16 protein-coding genes are annotated in these 17,983 nt (G+C 71.2%); 3 read left to right on the top strand and 13 right to left on the bottom strand.

The window, feature by feature from the left end:
- The first annotated feature begins 62 nt into the window (after positions 1-62).
- Positions 63-476 carry a PPOX class F420-dependent oxidoreductase gene (locus ACFWBN_RS01650; protein ID WP_385168782.1) on the top strand — a complete coding sequence of 138 codons (414 nt, stop codon included), beginning with the start codon at positions 63-65 and terminating at the stop codon, positions 474-476.
- Positions 477-550: 74 nt separating this feature from the next.
- On the opposite strand, the gene ACFWBN_RS01645 is transcribed toward ACFWBN_RS01650, so the two are convergent.
- From ACFWBN_RS01645 to pdhA, 13 genes are all read right to left on the bottom strand, one after another.
- Positions 551-3,301 carry a PKD domain-containing protein gene (locus ACFWBN_RS01645; RefSeq protein WP_385168780.1) on the bottom strand — a complete coding sequence of 917 codons (2,751 nt, stop codon included), beginning with the start codon at positions 3,299-3,301 and terminating at the stop codon, positions 551-553.
- A 220-nt stretch (positions 3,302-3,521) separates the two neighbouring features.
- Positions 3,522-4,286, bottom strand: coding sequence for a hypothetical protein (locus ACFWBN_RS01640; RefSeq protein WP_385168777.1), 765 nt, complete (start codon positions 4,284-4,286; stop codon positions 3,522-3,524).
- Between the two features lie 71 nt (positions 4,287-4,357).
- Entirely contained in the window at positions 4,358-4,756 is a 399-nt protein-coding gene (locus tag ACFWBN_RS01635) for an Imm50 family immunity protein (protein WP_385168774.1), read from the bottom strand.
- A 1-nt stretch (position 4,757) separates the two neighbouring features.
- Positions 4,758-5,249: a hypothetical protein gene (locus tag ACFWBN_RS01630; RefSeq protein ID WP_385168772.1), complete on the bottom strand. Its 492-nt coding sequence runs from the start codon at positions 5,247-5,249 to the stop codon at positions 4,758-4,760.
- A complete protein-coding gene (locus tag ACFWBN_RS01625) occupies positions 5,249-6,184 on the bottom strand; it encodes a GNAT family N-acetyltransferase (RefSeq protein ID WP_385168769.1) in 936 nt (311 codons plus the stop codon). The genes ACFWBN_RS01630 and ACFWBN_RS01625 overlap by 1 nt, the downstream gene beginning before the upstream one ends.
- Before the next feature lie 105 nt (positions 6,185-6,289).
- On the bottom strand, positions 6,290-6,580 hold the full coding sequence (locus ACFWBN_RS01620) for a hypothetical protein (RefSeq protein ID WP_385168766.1): 291 nt from the start codon (positions 6,578-6,580) through the stop codon (positions 6,290-6,292).
- A gap of 61 nt (positions 6,581-6,641) precedes the next feature.
- Positions 6,642-7,013 carry a hypothetical protein gene (locus ACFWBN_RS01615; protein WP_385168764.1) on the bottom strand — a complete coding sequence of 124 codons (372 nt, stop codon included), beginning with the start codon at positions 7,011-7,013 and terminating at the stop codon, positions 6,642-6,644.
- Positions 7,014-7,018: 5 nt separating this feature from the next.
- On the bottom strand, positions 7,019-11,629 hold the full coding sequence (locus ACFWBN_RS01610; protein WP_385168761.1) for a putative T7SS-secreted protein: 4,611 nt from the start codon (positions 11,627-11,629) through the stop codon (positions 7,019-7,021).
- Positions 11,629-12,189: a hypothetical protein gene (locus tag ACFWBN_RS01605; RefSeq protein WP_385168758.1), complete on the bottom strand. Its 561-nt coding sequence runs from the start codon at positions 12,187-12,189 to the stop codon at positions 11,629-11,631. Before ACFWBN_RS01605 ends, ACFWBN_RS01610 begins: the two co-directional genes overlap by 1 nt.
- A complete protein-coding gene (locus ACFWBN_RS01600; protein ID WP_385168755.1) occupies positions 12,189-12,575 on the bottom strand; it encodes a hypothetical protein in 387 nt (128 codons plus the stop codon). The genes ACFWBN_RS01605 and ACFWBN_RS01600 overlap by 1 nt, the downstream gene beginning before the upstream one ends.
- 162 nt (positions 12,576-12,737) lie before the next feature.
- Positions 12,738-14,177, bottom strand: a complete 1,440-nt coding sequence (locus ACFWBN_RS01595; protein ID WP_385168752.1) for a dihydrolipoamide acetyltransferase family protein — start codon at positions 14,175-14,177, stop codon at positions 12,738-12,740.
- Between the two features lie 12 nt (positions 14,178-14,189).
- A complete protein-coding gene (locus ACFWBN_RS01590) occupies positions 14,190-15,170 on the bottom strand; it encodes an alpha-ketoacid dehydrogenase subunit beta (RefSeq protein ID WP_385168749.1) in 981 nt (326 codons plus the stop codon).
- A gap of 5 nt (positions 15,171-15,175) precedes the next feature.
- Positions 15,176-16,375 (bottom strand): pyruvate dehydrogenase (acetyl-transferring) E1 component subunit alpha, encoded by a 1,200-nt coding sequence (gene pdhA, locus ACFWBN_RS01585; protein WP_385168746.1) that lies wholly within the window; start codon positions 16,373-16,375, stop codon positions 15,176-15,178.
- Positions 16,376-16,699: 324 nt separating this feature from the next.
- On the opposite strand from pdhA, the gene ACFWBN_RS01580 reads away from it, so the two are divergent.
- Both ACFWBN_RS01580 and ACFWBN_RS01575 read left to right on the top strand, forming a co-directional pair.
- Entirely contained in the window at positions 16,700-17,362 is a 663-nt protein-coding gene (locus ACFWBN_RS01580; RefSeq protein WP_385168743.1) for a response regulator, read from the top strand.
- A gap of 167 nt (positions 17,363-17,529) precedes the next feature.
- Positions 17,530-17,946 (top strand): pyridoxamine 5'-phosphate oxidase family protein, encoded by a 417-nt coding sequence (locus tag ACFWBN_RS01575; protein ID WP_385168740.1) that lies wholly within the window; start codon positions 17,530-17,532, stop codon positions 17,944-17,946.
- Positions 17,947-17,983: the final 37 nt, after the last annotated feature.

Here is a 17,983-nt window from a genome sequence, read left to right as displayed (position 1 = left end):
AAGACGGGTCGCGGCGGGCCCGTTCCGGGCGGCCTTCGCCTCCGGCAACTAGCCTGACCCGTATGACTGTTGAGCTGAACGACACCGTACGAGGGCTCCTCGACGCCCCGCACCCCGCCGTCCTCTCCACCCTCAACCCCGATGGCAGTCCGCAGAGTTCCGTCGTCTGGGTGACCCGCGAAGGCGGAGACCTGCTGATCTCCACCGAGCAGGGCCGCCGCAAAGAGCGCAACATCGTCCGGGACGGGCGGGTCGGCCTGACCGTCTTCGACCTGGCCAACCCCTTCCTCTACGCCGAGATCCGCGGCACCGCCACCGTCGCCGAGGACGCCGGGCGGGCGGTCGCCGTCCGCATCGCCGAGGAGTACCAGGGCCCGGGCGCCGGCAAGGAGTACGCCGACGCCCCGCCCGAGCAGGTCCGCGTGGTCGTCCGCATCACCCCGACCAGGATCCTGGGCAACGCCGCCGCCCGCTAGGCAGGGACGACAGCCGGAAGCCCCGGCCCCCGCGGTGTGCGGGGACCGGGGCTCCGTGGTTCCATCGGCTCCGGCTAGCCCTGGGTGAAGTACCCGAGCAGGTCGGTGATCACGTGGGTGGATCCGCCCCACGGGCCGTTGTAGATGCTGAGCTTGCCGTCCTTGACCGGGGTCGTGACGTGGTTCGGGACGGTCAGACCCGGCAGCGTGTTCAGGCTGCTGGCCTCCGGCCGGGCCGACCCGTAGCCGTAGGCGGTGAGGTAACCCGCACCCGCGCTCTCGGTCGCCGTCAGGTTCAGCACCGCGCCCACCGCGTCGGCCGGCACGCCGGACACGGTCGCGGTGGCGCCCGCGGCGACCTTGCCCGTCAGACGGGTGTCACCGAGGCGCTTCGGCGCGACCGGCGTGTAGAGGGCCTTGCCGTCCTGCCCGTAGTAGCCGACCGCGTCCACGATCAGGTGCGCGGAACCGGAGTGGTTGTACAGGGTGATCGTCCCGTTCGGGCCGACCGGCACGATCGCCTGGTTCGACTTGGCCTTGCCCGGCTCCGGGTTCAGGTTCGACACCTCGGGCCGCTTCGCCGGGTCCGGGTAGGCGGCCACGAACGAGTTCGACGTGGCGTCCGTGCTCGTCAGGTTCACCGCGACGGCCTTGGCGTCCGCCGGGATCCCGGCCACGCCCGCGACCTTGACCGTACGGGTCGTGCCGCCGGCCACCGCGCCGCCCGTGGTACGGGTGTCGACGAGCCGGCTCGGGGCGACCGGGCTGAACTTCTGGCCCGCGTTGGGCTGGTAGTAGCCCACGAAGTCCACGATCACGTCGGCCTGGCCGGCGTTGAGGTAGAGCCACACGTTGCCGTAGTCGTCGACGGGGGCGGTCACCGTGTTGGACACGGTCGCGCCCGCGCGGGCGTTGAGGTTCGAGGTCGTCGGCCGGTCCTCGCCCGTCGCCGACACGCCGAGGAAGGCCTCCTGGGTGACGTTGGTGAGGGTCACGTTGATGACCGCCACCGACATGCCGCCCGAGCCGTTGGGCCCGTGGTGGGCGACCGGCATGCGGACGCCCTTGGGCACCCCGGCCTTCATCGGACCGCCGTAGTTGCGGCTGTCCTCCACGCGGAAGGGCGTGACGGCCGTGTAGCCGGCCTTCGCGTACTCCACCCGCACGGTCTGGGTCTTCGTGGACGTGCCGCCCTTGACGTCGATGAGCTTGACCGTCACCTGGTGGTCGCCCGGCTTGTTGTAGGTGTGCTTGACGGGGGCCAGACCGTCGAAGGTCTCGTAGTAGCCCTCTCCCCAGTTCACCTCGGTGCGCTGCACCGGCCACGGCATCGCCGAGGACGAGGCGTCGAAGGAGTAGGTCAGCGGGGCGACGTGCGTCTCAATGTCGTTCGCGGCCGGCAGGACCTGCGTGGCGGTGAAGGCCGTAGTGAGCGGACCGGCCGTGCTCACCGTGGTCGACTGCTGGGCCGAGACCTTCTTGCCGATGCCGCTGACGGCCGTCACCTTGATGACGTACTCGCCCGGCTTGGCGTAGACGTGCTTGGCGAGAGCTTCGCCGCCCGGCTGGGTGACGACCGGGGGCGTCCCGTCTCCGAAGTCGAAGTGATAGCTCATCGTCGTGGGCCAGTTGCTGTCGGAGGAGGCCTTCGCCACCACCTCGGTTCCGGCCGGCGCGTAGGTCGGGTCGACCGAGACGGTGGCGAAGTCCAGGTTGTCCTGGAGCTCGTCGGCGCCGCGGTCGAGGTACCCGCCGTTCTTCCCGGTGTTGGGAACGAGCGGGTCGTCGACCCTCGGGTCACCGCTGAAGTCGGTGGGCAGTACGCCCGGCGCCGTCGCGTCGGCGGAGTCGACGCGCGGGGAGCCTTCCCCCGCGGCCGCGTCCGCCGCCGACGCGACCAGGATGTCGTGCGCGCCCTGGCCGGTGGCGGCCCGGAAGGCCGGCAGGTCCTTGTACGTGGTGCCGGACCAGCTGTAGGGCACCGGAGCGATGTTGGGGTTGCCGGCGACCAGGTTGTAGTCGGCGAGGGTGCCCGCGGTGGCGCTCTGCGACACCAGGAGGGCGTTGCGCGGATCGCCGGACGTGCAGCTGGAGCCCTGGTCACCGGTGATGAACACGTTGTTGAACGCGCCGGAGGCGGTCGAGCCCCCGCCGAGCGAGACGGTCGCCCCGCAGTACCCGTAGAGCGTGTTGTTGGTGATGACGGTGCCGGGCGCGTCCACCGCGGCGACCGCCGGCCCGAAGGGGCCGTTGATCGAGTTGTTGCTGAGCACGGTGTTCCGCGAGCCGCCGTCGACCAGAACCCCGGTCACGGCGCTCCGGGTGACGCGCACGTCCGTGCTTCCCTCGCCGACCACGAGGGCATTGAGCTTGGGGTTCCTGATGAAGGACCGGTCCAGCTCCACGTCGGAGGAGCCCTTGACCTGGACGCCACCGCCGGTGCTCAGCCCGCGGAACAGCACGTGGGAGGCACCGCTGATGGTCACGCCCTTGCCGACGGGCAGCCCCACATAGGCCGGGCCCTCGGCGTCGGCGACGAAGCTGATCGGCTTTCCCGGTTCGCCGGAGCGGTCGATGGTGACGGCCTCGTTGTACGCCTTGCCCGGCCTGATCCGCACCGTCTGGCCCGGGGCCACGACCTTCGCGGCGGCCGAGATCGTGCAGAAGGGGACCGCCTGCGTGCCGGCCCCGGTGTCGGAGCAGTTGGAGCCGGTCTGGTTGTTGACGTAGAGGTTGGTCGGGGTCTCGGCGGCAGCGGCGGCCGGAGCACCGAGAACGGTGACGAGACCTGCGGTCAGCAGGACCGTCGTGCGAGTGGGACGCACCAGAAGGGTTTCCTTCGTGAAGAGAGGACGTGAAGTCACGAAGGACACAGCGGCGCCGCACGACTGGTAAACGTCCTGTTCCCCCAGCGACAGTCGGGCGCACGCGACCCCCCGCGCACTCTTTTTATCATCCACTGGCCGAAAGTCGATGTCACCCCTGTTTACCCACGGGACCTACGGGACCTACGGGGCCTACCGGACCTATGGGATCCCCCGGGGCCTACGGGAGTCCGGGCCGGACCGCCGTCCAGGCGTCGACCGCCCCCGCCAGCGGGTCGGCGTCCGCGAGGTAGGGCCGTACGGAGGCGATGGCGCCGATCAGGCTCTTGATCCGGCGCAGGTGCAGGATCCGGGGATGCGGGAGCTCGCGCCAGGTACGGGCCTCCGCCGCGGCCCGGGACGGGGTCAGGTCGATCACGCCCAGCACCTCCCGGCACAAGGCGGCCGGGTCGCCGCCCCGCTCGGGGCCGAAGGTCCGGATCAGGTAGCTGCGGGCGTGGGCCAGCTCGGCCCACCAGGCCGGCTCGGAGGTGCCCTCCGCCGCCGCGCAGCGGTGGGTCGCGGCCACCGCCACCCGGCCCCAGCGCAGGCGGATCGCGTCCGGCAGCCCGTCGTCCTGCATCCGTCCGACGGCCAGGACGCGCAGGGTCCGCGGATGCGGCTCGTCCGCCAGCGGCGGATCGGTGGCCAGCCAGTCCTCCAGCTCCTGCAGGGAGTGCCCGTCGGGCGGTACGGAGGTCAGCACCTGGCCGCGGGAGAGCAGGGCGACCACGGCGCCCGAGAGGTGGACCTTCGCCACGTGCCCGGCGTCGAAGAAGCCGACGCTGCGCCCGTAGCGCTCGATGCGGCGCAGCCAGAGCCGCAGCTCCCCGGCCGCGTAGACCTGCCCGGCCCGCGCCACCCCGCCGATGCACCGCACCACGCACACGCCGCCCGTGCCGTCGGCCTCCTCTACGGAGTACACCTGCAATTCGGCGATGGACACCCGCGCCCCCCTGTTCCGCTGTTCCCCTTGTCCCCGGCCTCGGGCGGGAGGCTACCGCCCCGCGGCCGCGCTCACAGCGAGCCCTGGAGGTAGACACGGGTCCGGACGACCGCGGAAGCAGCGGCCGAGAACGAGATCGAGCGGGTCTCACTGTTCGCCGAAACCCACCGCACACCGGCCTCACTTGCCTCGCCGACGCGCACCACACGCTCCGCGGAGTCCGGATGCTCGGCGGCGATGCCCGCCATCCTCAGCTCCTCCACCCCGGTGAACAGGACGAAGAAGACGAAGGTGTTGTAGCGGCTCGCGGCCCACTGCGGATCCGGGTGGTCGGGGAGGTGCGAGGTCTCGAAGCCGAGGGTGACCGAGGTGTCCCGCTCGTCCACGTGGACGGAGTACAGCGGGCAGGAGGACAGGTCGGGCGGGACGTCGTAGAGGGCGGCGATTTCCGGCCAGGAGGACGGGCTCATCTCACAGCCGCTCGTAGAAGGGGTTGGCGTACGTCGGCGGCACGGTCGGGTACAGCCTGCCGTCCAGCCGGCCGGCGAAGTGGTGCGGGCCGCCGTCACCGCCGTCCGGGTCCCGCGTGAACACGCTGAACTTGCCCACCAGCACCGACGCGTTCGCCGTGAACGAGACCCCGGTCCCCGGCGCTTCGACGCGGACGGCCAGCCGGTGTGCGGGCAGCTCGGTCAGCACGACGTCCGCCGTCACCGGCGGCCGCCAGCCCTCCATCACGAAGTCGGCCACGTGCGAGAACGCGACCTGGCACTGCATCGTGTCCCCCGGCCCGCCCTCCCACCGGTCGGGGAACCCCGGCAGATCGAGCCTCAGCGTGACCGCCGATCCCCAGCCGTCCAGGTGCACCGACCGCAGCCGTACGCCCGTCAGCTCGGGCACCTCGTCGTAGTGGGGCGCGAGGGCCGGCCCGTTGGCGATGAACTCCTCCCAGGGCCGGGTCATCATTCCTCCCCGGGCTCCAGGACGAGGCGGATCTCCGTCACTTCGTAGCCGGCGCGGTCGAAGGCGGCCGCCATCGGGACGTTGACGGTGTCCGTGGTCGCGGTGATGCGCTCGGCGCCCGCGGCCGCCTGGAAGCGGGTGATCTCGCCGAGGATCGCGTCGATCAGGCCCTTGCCGCGCTGCTCCGGTACGACGCCCAGGTAGCCGACGTTGCGGTGGTACGGGGTCGCGGAGGGGATGGCCATGCCGGCGAGGGTGCCGTCGGGGAGGTGGGCCAGGCGCCACCAGGAGCGCTCGCCGGGGCAGTCGTTGTAGAACTCGAAGTCCTCGCGGGCCAGCTGCTCGGCGTCCATCGTGCGCAGTTCGCCGATGGTGGTCAGGTCGAGGCTGCCGTGGGACAGCCGGACGAAGGCGTCGAGGAACTCCTCGTCCGTGCCGTCCCGGAAGACGAGGCGCCCGGTGGGCTCCGGGTTCCCGGCGGCCGGGGTCCACTCGTAGCGCAGGCGCTCGATCTCCCGGGTCAGCCCGGTCCCGTACGCCGCCTGCCGGCGCCAGCCGACGGCCGCGGCCAGCTCCGCGTCGGCCTGCCATCCGCGGGGCAGGGAGAGGTTGTAGAGCGGGAGCGCCCCGAAGGCGGCGTGTCCGGCGGCGAGGAGCCCGGCGGCCAGGGCGGCCGGGTCGGCCACGGTGGACCGCACTTGGAGGCAGTCGAGCGCGATGGGCCGCTCGCTGTCGGCGCGACCCCACCACAGGGCGCGGGCCAGCACCTCCCCGTCCTCGTCCTCGGCGAACCAGATCCACTCGGGCCGGAACCGGTTCCCGGCGAGCTCCTCCCGGATCTTCTCGGCGGTCAGGGCGGGGACGGGGCCGTCGGCCGGGTAGGCGACGGCACGGTCGGTGTCGGCGGGGTCTGCGGTGGCAGCGCGAAAGAGCATCCGGCGATGATCACACGCCCGCCCCGCACCGACCAGGCCTTTTCCCACGGCCGACGGATCACCTCGGCGCCAGGTGCCCGGCCTCCGCCGCGCCTGCGGTCCCGCTCATTCGCCCTGCCCCTCTGATGGCCGGTCGCCTCTCAGCCGCCGGGCGATGTCGATGTCGTTCCGGAGCGCGCTGAGACGGGGAAACGGCTCGCGGGTGGCGTCCAGCACGCAGACGTGGAGCTTGTCGCCGGCGCGCGGCGGCGCCACGTCCTCGTCCCACCAGGACGGGTGCTTCGCCTGGTCGACGAATCCGAACGCGCCGCCGGATCCGTCGACTTCCACCTTCGCGCCCACGGTGGCGACCGCGACGACCGTCACGTCGAGTTCGTGGTGATCGCGGAACCTCATGGGGCCCTCCAAGGCTTCGGTCAGCCGTTTCCGCTGCGGCCGCAGACGGCCCATCCGCCGCCTAGAGCGTGTACGGATACAGCTCGATGCCCGGTGTCACGAACGTGATCCGCTCCCCCGCCGACGGAACCCCATCGGCCTCCCAGTCGACCAGGACGATGTCCGACGCCAGCCGGAGCGCCACGACACCGTCCTCGTCCACCGAGTCCACCACGGCGCACACCGTCGTGTCGGCCGGCGGATCACCCGCCAGGACGTCCGGTGAATCCGCGGGCTGCCAGGCCGTCACCGGCTCCGGGATGTCGATCTCCACGTGCGAGGAGCCGTCGGGGGGCAGCTCCCCGTGCCACAGGCCCCACGCCCGCCCCGCGGATCCGGTGAAGGTCACGCTGCCGGGACTACCCGGAATCTCGCGGATGTCGACGATGTGCACGGGCCTCACTTCAATCCGAGCGGGACGCGAACCATGGTGTTGTCCACGACCCACGTGTTCGACGGCGAGATGAAGGTCCAGGTCTCCATGTGGAAGTGGAACCTCGTGGGCTTTCCTCCCATCTCGTGGGGGCCCAGCCTAATGCTGCGGGTCCCGTCGGCGGAGACGAGCCGGTCGGGGTCCGGGAGCCCGGTCCGCGGATGGACGTTCGTGTACGGTCCCTCGCCCAGGAAGTCCTCCCAGGCGTCCATCGCCTCGTGCGGCTTCAGCGGCTTGGGCGCCTTGACCTCAGGGGTGTTGACGACCGTTTCCTGCGGCGGATACGGCGCCAGCCCCAGTGGATCCGCCCACTGATGAGGGTTGGCGACGTAGGTGACCGGGTTCGGCGCGGGCTCCAGACCCAGGGGGTCCGGGGAGATGTAGCGGGCCGTTTCCGGATCGTAGGCACGAAACACGTTGTGGTGCAGGCCCGATTCGGGGTCGTAGTACTGCCCCGGGAAGCGGAGGGGCGTGTAGGCCGATGCGTCCCGGTTCCAGGTGGTGCTGCCCCAGAGCGTGGACCGGGTCCGCCACGCGATCCCGCCCTGCTCGTCGACGAGCTCCGTGGGGGTGCCGATCAGGTCCGTGACGATCGCGAAGAACCGCTCGTCGACCACGTCCTGGGCGTCGGTGAGGACCCGCTCGGTCTGGGTGAGGGGCCGCAGACCCAGGTGGTCCCAGGTGGTCGCCACGCCGTGCGGAGCGCCTTCCCCGGCCGTCCGGGTGACCTGCTCGCACAGGACGGTGCCGTCCCACGCGAACAGGGTCCGTTCGACGACGGCCTCGCCATCGCCGCCCAGCCGTTCCTTGGCCGTCCGACGGCCCAGGGCGTCGTACGTGTAGCGCCAGCGCGTCCCGTCGGGCGTGGTCACCGCGGTCAGCCGGTCCTCCGCGTCCCACTCGTAGCGCCAGGTGTCGGGCTTGCGCGAGAGCCGGGCCCGCTGTCGCAGCACGACGCGGCCGAGGCCGTCGTACTCGTAGCGCATCCTGCCCGCCGTGAGCAGCCGCGTGCCCATGTACGCGCGCGGGCCGGCGGCTTCCCGGCCGCCCGGATGCTCGGCGGGCCAGGACGCGGACGTCTGGTTCCCCGCGGCGTCGTAGGAGTAGTCCTCGCTCCAGCGCTCACCGTGGACCGCCGTCACTCGTCCCGACGGGTCGAGGCTGAACTCCCGCCTGCCGGAGAACAGGTCGCTGACGTCGGCCAGGGAGCCGTCCGCACGGTAGGTGTAGCTGCGGTTCTGCAGGGTGCGCCGGTCGAGGCCGGCCACGTGCTGGCCCGTGAACCGGCCCGCGACGTCCCAGGTGCTCGTCAGGGTCACCATGTCGCCGACGACGCGGGTCAGCTCGCGGCCCGCGGCGTCGTGCGTGAAGTCGATCGTGTGGCCGGCCGTCATCAGGGCCGCGCCCCGGCCCGCGGCGTCGTAGGTCCATGTGGACACCACGCCGGTCGGTGTGCGCCGGCCGTCGCGCCGGCCCGCCCCGTCGTACGTGTACGCGAGCGTGCGTCCGTCGACGGTCTCCGAAAGGAGCCGGCCCGTCCGGTCGCGCAGCCGGGTCAGGACCGAGCCCTCTCGCTCCGCCCTGGCCAGCTCGTCGAAGACGTCGTACTCGTAGGTGACGACCACGCCCGCCGTGTCCTTGCGGATCACCTGCCCCAGCGGATTGTGCTCGTACGTGGTCCGCCGGCCGAGGGCGTCCTCACGCGTCACGACCCGCCCCGCGTCGTCGTACCCGTAGACGAGCGTGCGGCCGTCGAAATCGGTCTCCTCGACGAGCCGGCCCGCCGGATCGTATTGGTAGGACCAGCGCATTCCCTGCGGATTCCGGATCCCGGTCACCTGAAGTTGCGCGTCGTACGTGTACTCGTACCGTGCCCCGCAGGCGTCCGTCTGCGCGGCGAGCAGGTCGAAGTGCGTGTACTCGAAGCGAGCGGTCACGGTGCCGGAACCGTCGGTCTGGGTCAGGCGGTTGCCTTCGCCGTCGTAAGTCCAGGCCTGCTCGGAGCCGTCCGGCCCGATGCGGCGGAGCAGCCTTCCCTCCGTGGACCAGTGGGCGCGGGTGACGGCGCCGAGTGGGTCGGTGACCGCGGTGGTCCGACCGAAGGCGTCGTGCTCGTAGGCGGTCGTGGCGCCCAGCGGGTCGGTGACCGCGACGGGCAGCCCGGCCGCGTCCGTGCGGAGCCGGGTCACCCCGCCCAGCGGGTCGGTGACGGAGGTGAGGTGGCCGCGCGCGTCGTAGGTGAAGCGGGTGACGGACCGGTCGGCCCCGGTGAGCGAGGTGCGGTTTCCGCGCTCGTCGAAGGTCTGCCGCACGACCGCGCCGTCCGGGGTGACCACCTTCACGGGGCGGCCCAGCTCGTTGTACTCCGCCCTGGCCTCCCGGCCGTCCGGCCGGATCACCGAAACGAGCCGGCCCTCGTCGTCGTAAGCGGTGCGGGTGGTGTGGCCCAGCGGGTCGGTACGCGCGATCTGCCGGCCGTGGCCGTCGTAGGCGTAGTGGGTGACCGCGCCCAGCGGGTCCGTCTCGGCCGCGACCCGGTACCGCTCGTCGATCAGGTAGCGGCGGGTGTGCCCGGCGGCGGTGGTCATGCGGGTCACGCGGTGGCGCGTTGCCGGATCGACCTCGTCGTAGCGGAAGGTGAGGCCGATGTGCCCCGCCTCGCCGGCCTCGGCGACACAACGGTTCTGCTCGTCGTACGCGTAGTCGTAGCGGCTGCCGTTGGTGTCGGTCCAGGAGGTGATCCGGGCCCGGTCGTCGTAGGTCAGCCGCAGTGGCAGCCCTGAGGAGTTGGTGATCTTCGTCAGGTTTCCGTCGGTGTAGCCGTACGCCAGGACGCGCGGGCCGCCGGTCAGGTGGAGGCCCGTGACGCGGCCTTCGGCGGTCTCGAAGCGCAGGTGGTACCCGCCCGAGTGGGCGATGCCCAGCGGGATCCCCGCGGGGTCGTACTCGAAGGTGATGAAGTTGCCGTTCCGGTCGTCCAGCCGGGCGATCGGCGCGACGCCGTCGCCCTCGCCGTCCCACTCCGGCGCCGGCGCGAAACGACGCACGTGGCCGGTCGCCGGGTCGGTCAGCGTCCAGTCGCCGTCCGGTGTGCGCTCCAGTGGGAGGCGCGGCCCGGAGCGGGAGGAGGGGAGGACGGGAACACCGGGTGCGGGGTGCGGGTAGCCGACGAGCAGGCCGTCCTCCGTGACCAGGACGACGCCTTCGGCGTCGATCTCCAGGTGCTGGTCGATGGTGGAGGACCAGGACGGACCGAACCAGCGGCCGGCCGTGTAACCGGAGTCCGCACGGCGTGTGAAGACGAGCGGAAGGACGCCCGGGAGGGCCACGTCCGTCTGCGGCAGGTACATCCGGCCGGTGGCCAGGTCCACGGGGTCCGTGTGCTTGCTGGGCTTCTCGGGGTCCGGGCGCCCGGACTGGTGCGGGCCGTCCGCGTCCAGGCCCCTGCGGCCCGGGCCGGTCGGGATGTCGTCCGCGAGCTTCGCGACCGAGGCGCCCTTCTTCAGGGCGCCCAGGCCCTTCGTGCCGATCAGCTCCGGGATGAGCTTGCCGATGCCCTCGGACGGGTCCTTCATGAACTCGCCCAGCATCTGCTTGCCCGCGCCCATGGGGTCGTTGACCGCCACCGCCAGGCCCGCGACCGTCGAGTTGAGGCTGGTGAGGTACTCGGCCGGGTGCGTGAGGTTGTACGGGTCCATCGGGTTGACCGAGCGGACGAAGTTCGCCAGGCCCGCGGTGCCCTTGATGACACCGCCCGCCAGGTGCGTCTTGGCGATCTCCAGGTAGTCCATGCCGTCGGAGAGCTGCTCGGCGTACGAGGGCTTCGGCGGGGCCGCGTCGCGGGCCGCGCGGACCGCCGTACGGGCGGTCTCCGCGACCTCGTTGCGCTGCTTGCGGGCGGTTTCCAGCTTGTCCTGGGCGGCCTTGGCCAGCGGGACGCCGGGGTCGGAGAAGTCCTCGGACGGGCGGGGCGGCAGCGGGTCCTTGTGCGCCTTCGCCGCGTCGTTGTACTCGTTGACCAGCTTGTTGTGGGCGTTGCGGGCGTCCGTCGAGACCTTCTTGGCCTTGTTGTACTCCTCCAGGGCCTCCTTGGCCTGGCCCTGCGCCCACTCCACGGTCTCCGCGAAGCGGCCCATCGCGTCGGCGGCCTTGCCGAAGGCCTCGGCGGCGTTGAACCAGCGCGGCGGCTCCTTCGCTATGGCCTCGCGGAAGGCGTCCGCCGACTTGCCCTTCAGGCCGTCGCCCTCCAGCCCCTTGAGGCCCTTGCCGACCGTCTCGAAGGAGGACTTGAAGTCGTTCAGGTGCGACACCTGCGCACGGATCTTGGAAACGCTGCCGTAGACCAGCCTGTTCGGGTCCTCGGTCTGGCCGAGCTCCAGCTCCGCCACGTCCGCGCCGAGCTGGTTGGCGGCCGAGCGGCTCTTGTCGCGGATCCAGTCGCCCGCGTCGTCGAGGCCGACCTCCTCCGCCAGGTCGGCCGTCTTGTCGCCGGCCCACTCGATCGCGTCGCCGACCTTCTCGGTCGCGTCCTCGGCCAGATCCTCCACCGAGTCCGGTACGAAATCCCGCCAGCCCATCAGTGACCGTCCCCGTTCGCCTGGTCCAGGAGGTCCTTCAGCGAGCCGATCTTCCCGCTGGAGGTCAGCTTGTCGCCCGTGTCGGACCAGGTCTGCTTGATGTCCTGCCGGCCCTTCTCGAAGGACTCCGCGCTGTAGTCCGGCTTGTAGACGTCGGCCCGGAAGATGTCGTCCCAGTCCTTCTTCTCGATGTCGTCCTCGCTCGCGTGCGGGTTGCCGTACGCGGAGTTGACCGCGACCTTGAAGGCGCCCTGGAGGTACTGGTCCTCCTCCCACACCGTGCCCGCCGCGATCCCGAGGGACCCGGCCAGCGTGCTGGCGTTCTGCACCAGGCTGCGCACGCCCCACTCCCAGCGCTCGCAGAAGTCCTCGAAGTCGGTGGCCAGACCCATGTGCCCGGCCTCCATGCCGGTCATGGACAGCTCCTCGAACCCGGAGCCCATCGAGGCGCCGCCCGCGTCCCCACCCGCTTCGCGGAGCTCGGCGATGGCCTTGCGCAGACCGTCCTGGATGTTCTTGACCGCTGTCGGGGAGACCTCCAGGTCCCCGTTGCCGGCCATCAGGCGGCGTCCACGGCACTGGCGTCGGGGACGATGCCCACGACCGGCGGGAAGAGCATCGAGCCGTCCTCGTCCGCGACGTCCACGGCCACCCCGGTCGGGTCCTCGGTCTCGGGGATCACCTCGTCGAGGAGCCGGGCCCCGAGGATCGCGAGGAACTCCCACTCCCGGTGGGCCGCGCCGCGCACCTGCGCGAAGCGGGCCAGGGCCGCCTCGTCCGTGAACGCGTAGATCCAGCGGACTCCGCCCTGCCGGCCCGACATCAGGCCGCCCTCGGCCCCGTCGGGAAGCGGTACGAGCAGCACCGCTCGGCGGAATTCACCCAGCAAACGGCCCGAATGCCCCGATCCGCCGCGCATGGCGGTGATTTCCTCGGCCAGTCCCATCACGTGCCCCCGTTTCCGGGAGCACTCGGCAGCCCCCGATTCGCACACGTTACTAAGGGAAGGGGCCGGCGTGCAGACCCCGTACACCCGATCCACGACCGATGGCCGGCCTCCTCGGGGGAGACCGGCCATCGGGGACGTGCCGTACGGACCCGCGTAACGCTACGACCAGGTGACGAGGCGGCGCGGGTGTTCCAGGACCGCCGCGATGTCGGCCAGGAAGCGGGAGCCGAGCTCGCCGTCGATGAGCCGGTGGTCGAACGACAGGGCCAGGGTGGTGACCTGACGCGGCTTCACCTTGCCCTTGTGGACCCACGGCTGGAGCTTGATCGCGCCGACCGCGAGGATCGCGGACTCGCCGGGGTTCAGGATGGGCGTACCGGTGTCGACGCCGAAGACGCCGACGTTGGTGATGGTGATGGTGCCGTTCTGCATGTCGGCCGGGGAGGTCTTGCCGTCGCGGGCCGTGGCGACCAGGTCGGACAGGGCCGTCGACAGCTCGCCGAGCGTCTTGGCGTGGGCGTCCTTGATGTTCGGGACGATCAGGCCGCGGGGGGTGGCCGCCGCGATGCCCAGGTTGACGTAGTGCTTGAGCACGATCTCCTGGGCCGCCTCGTCCCAGGACGCGTTGACGTCCGGGTTGCGGCGGATCGCGACCAGGACGGCCTTGGCGATGAGGAGCAGCGGGTTGATCCGCAGGCCCGCGAGGTCCGGGTCTTCCTTGAGCTCCTGGACCAGCTTCATCGTCCGGGTCACGTCGAGCGTGATGAACTCGGTGACGTGCGGAGCGGTGAAGGCGGAGCCGACCATGGCCTGGGCGGTGACCTTGCGGACGCCCTTGACCGGGATACGGGTCTCCCGCGCGGACGCGGGTACGGACACCGCCGGGGCCACGGCCTGGACGGCCGGGGCCGGAGCCGGGGCCGGGGCCGTGGTGCCGGCGACGGCCTGCGGGGCGATGGCCGCGGCGGCCGCCGCGTGGACGTCCTCGCGGGTCACGACGCCGCCGTCGCCGGTGGGCACCACCGAGGACAGGTCGATCCCGAGGTCCTTGGCCAGCTTGCGCACCGGCGGCTTGGCCAGGGGCCGCTCGCCGGCCGGCTGCGCCGGGACGGCGGCCGGGGCGGGAGCCGCGGCAGGAGCCGCCGGGGCGGCCGGAGCAGCCGGGGCCACCGGGGCGGCCGCCGGAGCGCTGCCGTTCTGCGCGGGCTGGCCCGCCGCCGCCTTGCGCGGGCGGCGCTTGGTGGAGGCGGTGGAGACGCCGTAGCCGACGAGCACGGGCTGGCGGGCCGCGGGCGCCGCCTCCTCCGCCTCGGCGGCCGGGGCCGCCTCCTGCACCGGGGCCTCGGCCGCGGCGCCGGCCTCCGTCTGCACCGAGATGATCACCTGGCCGACGTCGACCGTGGTGCCCTCCTCGAAGAGGAGCGCGTGCACGACCCCGTCGAAGGGGATCGGCAGCTCGACGGCGGCCTTGGCCGTCTCGACCTCGCAGACGACCTGGCCGTCGGTGACCGTGTCACCCGGCTGGACGTACCACTTGAGGATCTCGGCCTCGGTGAGGCCCTCGCCCACGTCGGGCATCTTGAATTCGCGGATCGTCATGAACGTGGCTCCTCAGTACGCCAGCGAGCGGTCGACGGCGTCGAGCACCCTGTCCAGGCCCGGCAGGTACTCGTCCTCCAGGCGGGCCGGCGGATACGGGGCGTGGAAACCGCCCACGCGCAGCACCGGCGCCTCCAGGTGGTAGAAGCACCGCTCCGTGATGCGAGCGGCGATCTCGGAGCCCATGCCGAGGAACACCGGGGCCTCGTGGACGACCACGAGCCGGCGGGTCTTCTCCACGGAGACCTGCAGCCCGTCGAAGTCGACCGGGGACATCGAGCGCAGGTCGACGACCTCCACCGACTTGCCCTCCTCGGCCGCCGCGGCCGCCGCCTCCAGGCAGACCTTCACCATCGGGCCGTAGGCCGCCAGGGTGATGTCGGAGCCCTCGCGCGCCACGCGCGCCTTGTGCAGCTCGTAGGGGATGGCCTCGACGTCGACCTCGCCCTTGTCCCAGTAGCGCCGCTTCGGCTCGAAGAAGATCACCGGGTCGTCGCTGAGGATCGCCTGCTGGAGCATCCAGTACGCGTCGCTCGCGTTGGACGGGGAGACCACCTTGAGGCCCGGCACGTGCGCGAAGAGCGCCTCCGGGGACTCGCTGTGGTGCTCGACCGCGCCGATGCCGCCCGCGTACGGGATGCGCACGACGACCGGCATCTTGACCTTGCCCAGGGCGCGCGCGTGCATCTTCGCGAGCTGCGTGACGATCTGGTCGTACGCGGGGAAGACGAACCCGTCGAACTGGATCTCCACGACCGGCCGGTAGCCGCGCAGCGCGAGGCCGATGGCCGTGCCGACGATGCCCGACTCGGCGAGCGGGGTGTCGATGACCCGCTCCTCGCCGAAGTCCTTCTGCAGGCCGTCGGTGATCCGGAAGACACCGCCCAGCTTGCCCACGTCCTCGCCCATGATCAGGACCTTGGGGTCCGTCTCCAGGGCCTTGCGCAGCGACTCGTTGAGCGCCTTCGCGATAGACATCTTCTCGATGGCCATGGTGGTCACTCCCCACCCTCGAAGGACGCGAGGTAGGCGGCGAACTGCGCGCGCTCCTCGTCGACGAGCGCGTGCCCGTCCGCGTAGACGTTCTCGAAGATCGCCATGGTGTCCGGGTCGGGCATGGAGCGCACGGCCTCGCGGACCCGCTTGCCCATGGCCTCGCTCTCGGCCTCCAGCTCGGCGAAGAAGGCCTCGTCGGCGCCGCCGGTGGCGAGCAGGTGGGCCTTCAGGCGCAGGATCGGGTCCTTGGCCTCCCAGGCCGCCGTCTCCTCGTCCCGCCGGTACTTCGTCGGGTCGTCGGAGGTGGTGTGCGCGCCCATCCGGTACGTGAACGCCTCGACCAGGGTCGGGCCCTCGCCGCGGCGGGCCCGGTCCAGGGCCCAGCGGGTCACGGCCAGGCAGGCCAGGACGTCGTTGCCGTCGACGCGGACGCCCGGGAAGCCGAAGCCCTGCGCGCGCTGGTAGAGCGGCACGCGCATCTGGCGCTCGGTCGGCTCGGAGATCGCCCACTGGTTGTTCTGGCAGAAGAACACCACGGGGGAGTTGTAGACGGCCGAGAAGGTGAAGGCCTCGGCCACGTCGCCCTGGCTGGACGCGCCGTCGCCGAAGTAGGCGATGACCGCGGAGTCGGCGCCGTCCTTGGCCACACCCATCGCGTAGCCGGTCGCGTGGAGCGTCTGCGAGCCGATGACGATCGTGTACAGGTGGAAGTTGTTGGTGTTCGGGTCCCAGCCGCCGTGGTTCACACCGCGGAACATCCCGAGCAGGTTGGTCGGGTCGACGCCACGACACCAGGCCACACCGTGCTCACGGTAGGTCGGGAAGACGTAGTCGTCGTCGTTGAGGGCCCGGCCGGAGCCGATCTGCGCGGCCTCCTGGCCGAGGAGCGAGGCCCACAGGCCCAGCTCGCCCTGGCGCTGGAGGGCGGTCGCCTCGCCGTCGAAGCGGCGGGTCATGACCATGTCGCGGTACAGCCCGCGCAGGTCCTCGGTGGTGATGTCGGCGACGAAGGGGGCGAATTCCGCGTTGTCCGCGTTGTCTACCCGGACCCCTTCGGGCGTCAGCAGCTGTACGAGCTGAGGTTCTGCGTTCTGCGTCTGCGCGGTGGCAGCGGTGGGCTTGGCGGCGTTTGCCGCGCCTGCCGCCCGCTTGGTGCCGCTGCTGCGTCGCGGCTTGCGCGCGGCAGTGCTCTCCACGGTCACGTGTGCTCCTCCGTCGGTCCGGCACCCGGGTTCTCCGGGGTCCAGTGCGGCTCACCTGACTCTGTACCCGCGCACGGGGTGGGTGCGCGCTGCGTACGGATTCAGGCGTGACAGGTGCCCCGGCGAGTGCCCTGCGCAATGCACGTTACCCAGTGCGCCGCATTACTGCGAAACCCCGTTTGACCTGCGATTTTGCTTGGATATCCAAGTAAATCCGCGGAAGCGGGAACAACCACTGGTCACAGCCTTGCAGGGGGCCGGAACACCGGCACGTTATCCCGGGTAACTCCGGCAGGGAAGGGGTGAGTGTGTGAAACTGACACCGTGCGCGAAAACGGAAAAATCAAGGTATTCCTCCTGGACGACCACGAAGTGGTACGCCGGGGCGTCTACGAGCTGCTGTCGGTCGAGGAGGACATCGAGATCGTCGGCGAAGCCGGTACGGCCGCCGACGCACTGGTCCGCATCCCCGCCACCCGCCCCGACGTCGCCGTCCTCGACGTCCGCCTGCCGGACGGCAGCGGAGTGGAGGTCTGCCGCGAGGTCCGCTCCCAGAACGAGGACATCAAGTGCCTGATGCTGACCTCGTTCGCCGACGACGAGGCGCTGTTCGACGCGATCATGGCCGGCGCCTCGGGGTACGTGCTCAAGGCGATCCGCGGCAATGAGCTGCTCAACGCGGTACGGGACGTGGCGGCCGGCAAGTCGCTGCTGGACCCGGTGGCCACCGCGCGGGTCCTGGAGCGGCTGCGCGACGGCAAGGGCGGCAAGGGCGACGACCGCCTGTCCAACCTGACCGACCAGGAGCGGAAGATCCTCGACCTGATCGGCGAGGGCCTGACCAACCGGGTCATCGGCGAGCGGCTGCACCTGGCCGAGAAGACGATCAAGAACTACGTCTCCAGCCTGCTCTCGAAGCTGGGCATGGAGCGGCGCTCCCAGGCGGCCGCCTACGTGGCCCGCCTCCAGGCGGAGAAGCGCGCCTGACCCACCGGCCGATGAACCGATGACACCGATGACGCCGGTGACACACCGTGACGCCCCGTGGCCGAACGATTCCACGGGGCGCGGTGTTTCATTCGGGACCAACGTCCCCGATCATCGGGGCGGGCTCCTCTTTCCCGGCAGCGTGTCGCTACCGGACAGTGGACGACATGTCCCCAGAGGAACTCGACGCCATCGAACTGCTCCGCCGGGTGCCGTACGGCCGGGTGGCCACGAGCATGCGCGCGCTGCCCTTCCTCGCCCTCGCCCGCCACATCGTGGTGGACGGCAAGGTCGTGCTGAGAATGCACGCCGGCTTCGGCTACCACCAGGCCTGCAACGGCAGCGTGGTGGCCTACGGGGCCGACAACTTCAATTCCCGGGACGCCCGGATCTGGTCCGTCCAGTTCACCGGAACCGCACAGATCGTCGAACCGACCACCGCCGAACTGGAACTCTTCGGCCCCGGTCCGCATTTCGTGGACGGCGCGGTCTTCGACCCCGTCTACATGCGGATCGAACCCCAGTTCATCACCGTGCATTCCCTCGCGGGAAATCCCGACCGGCAGTACCAGCACGCGCTCTGACCAGGCATTACCCGCCTGCGTATACGGGAAGGGGCCC

It is taken from the genome of Streptomyces sp. NPDC059989, assembly GCF_042736975.1.
Lineage (GTDB): Bacteria > Actinomycetota > Actinomycetes > Streptomycetales > Streptomycetaceae > Streptomyces.
The sequence above is the reverse complement of the archived record's forward strand: the minus strand, read 5'-3'. Positions and strand labels throughout refer to the sequence as shown.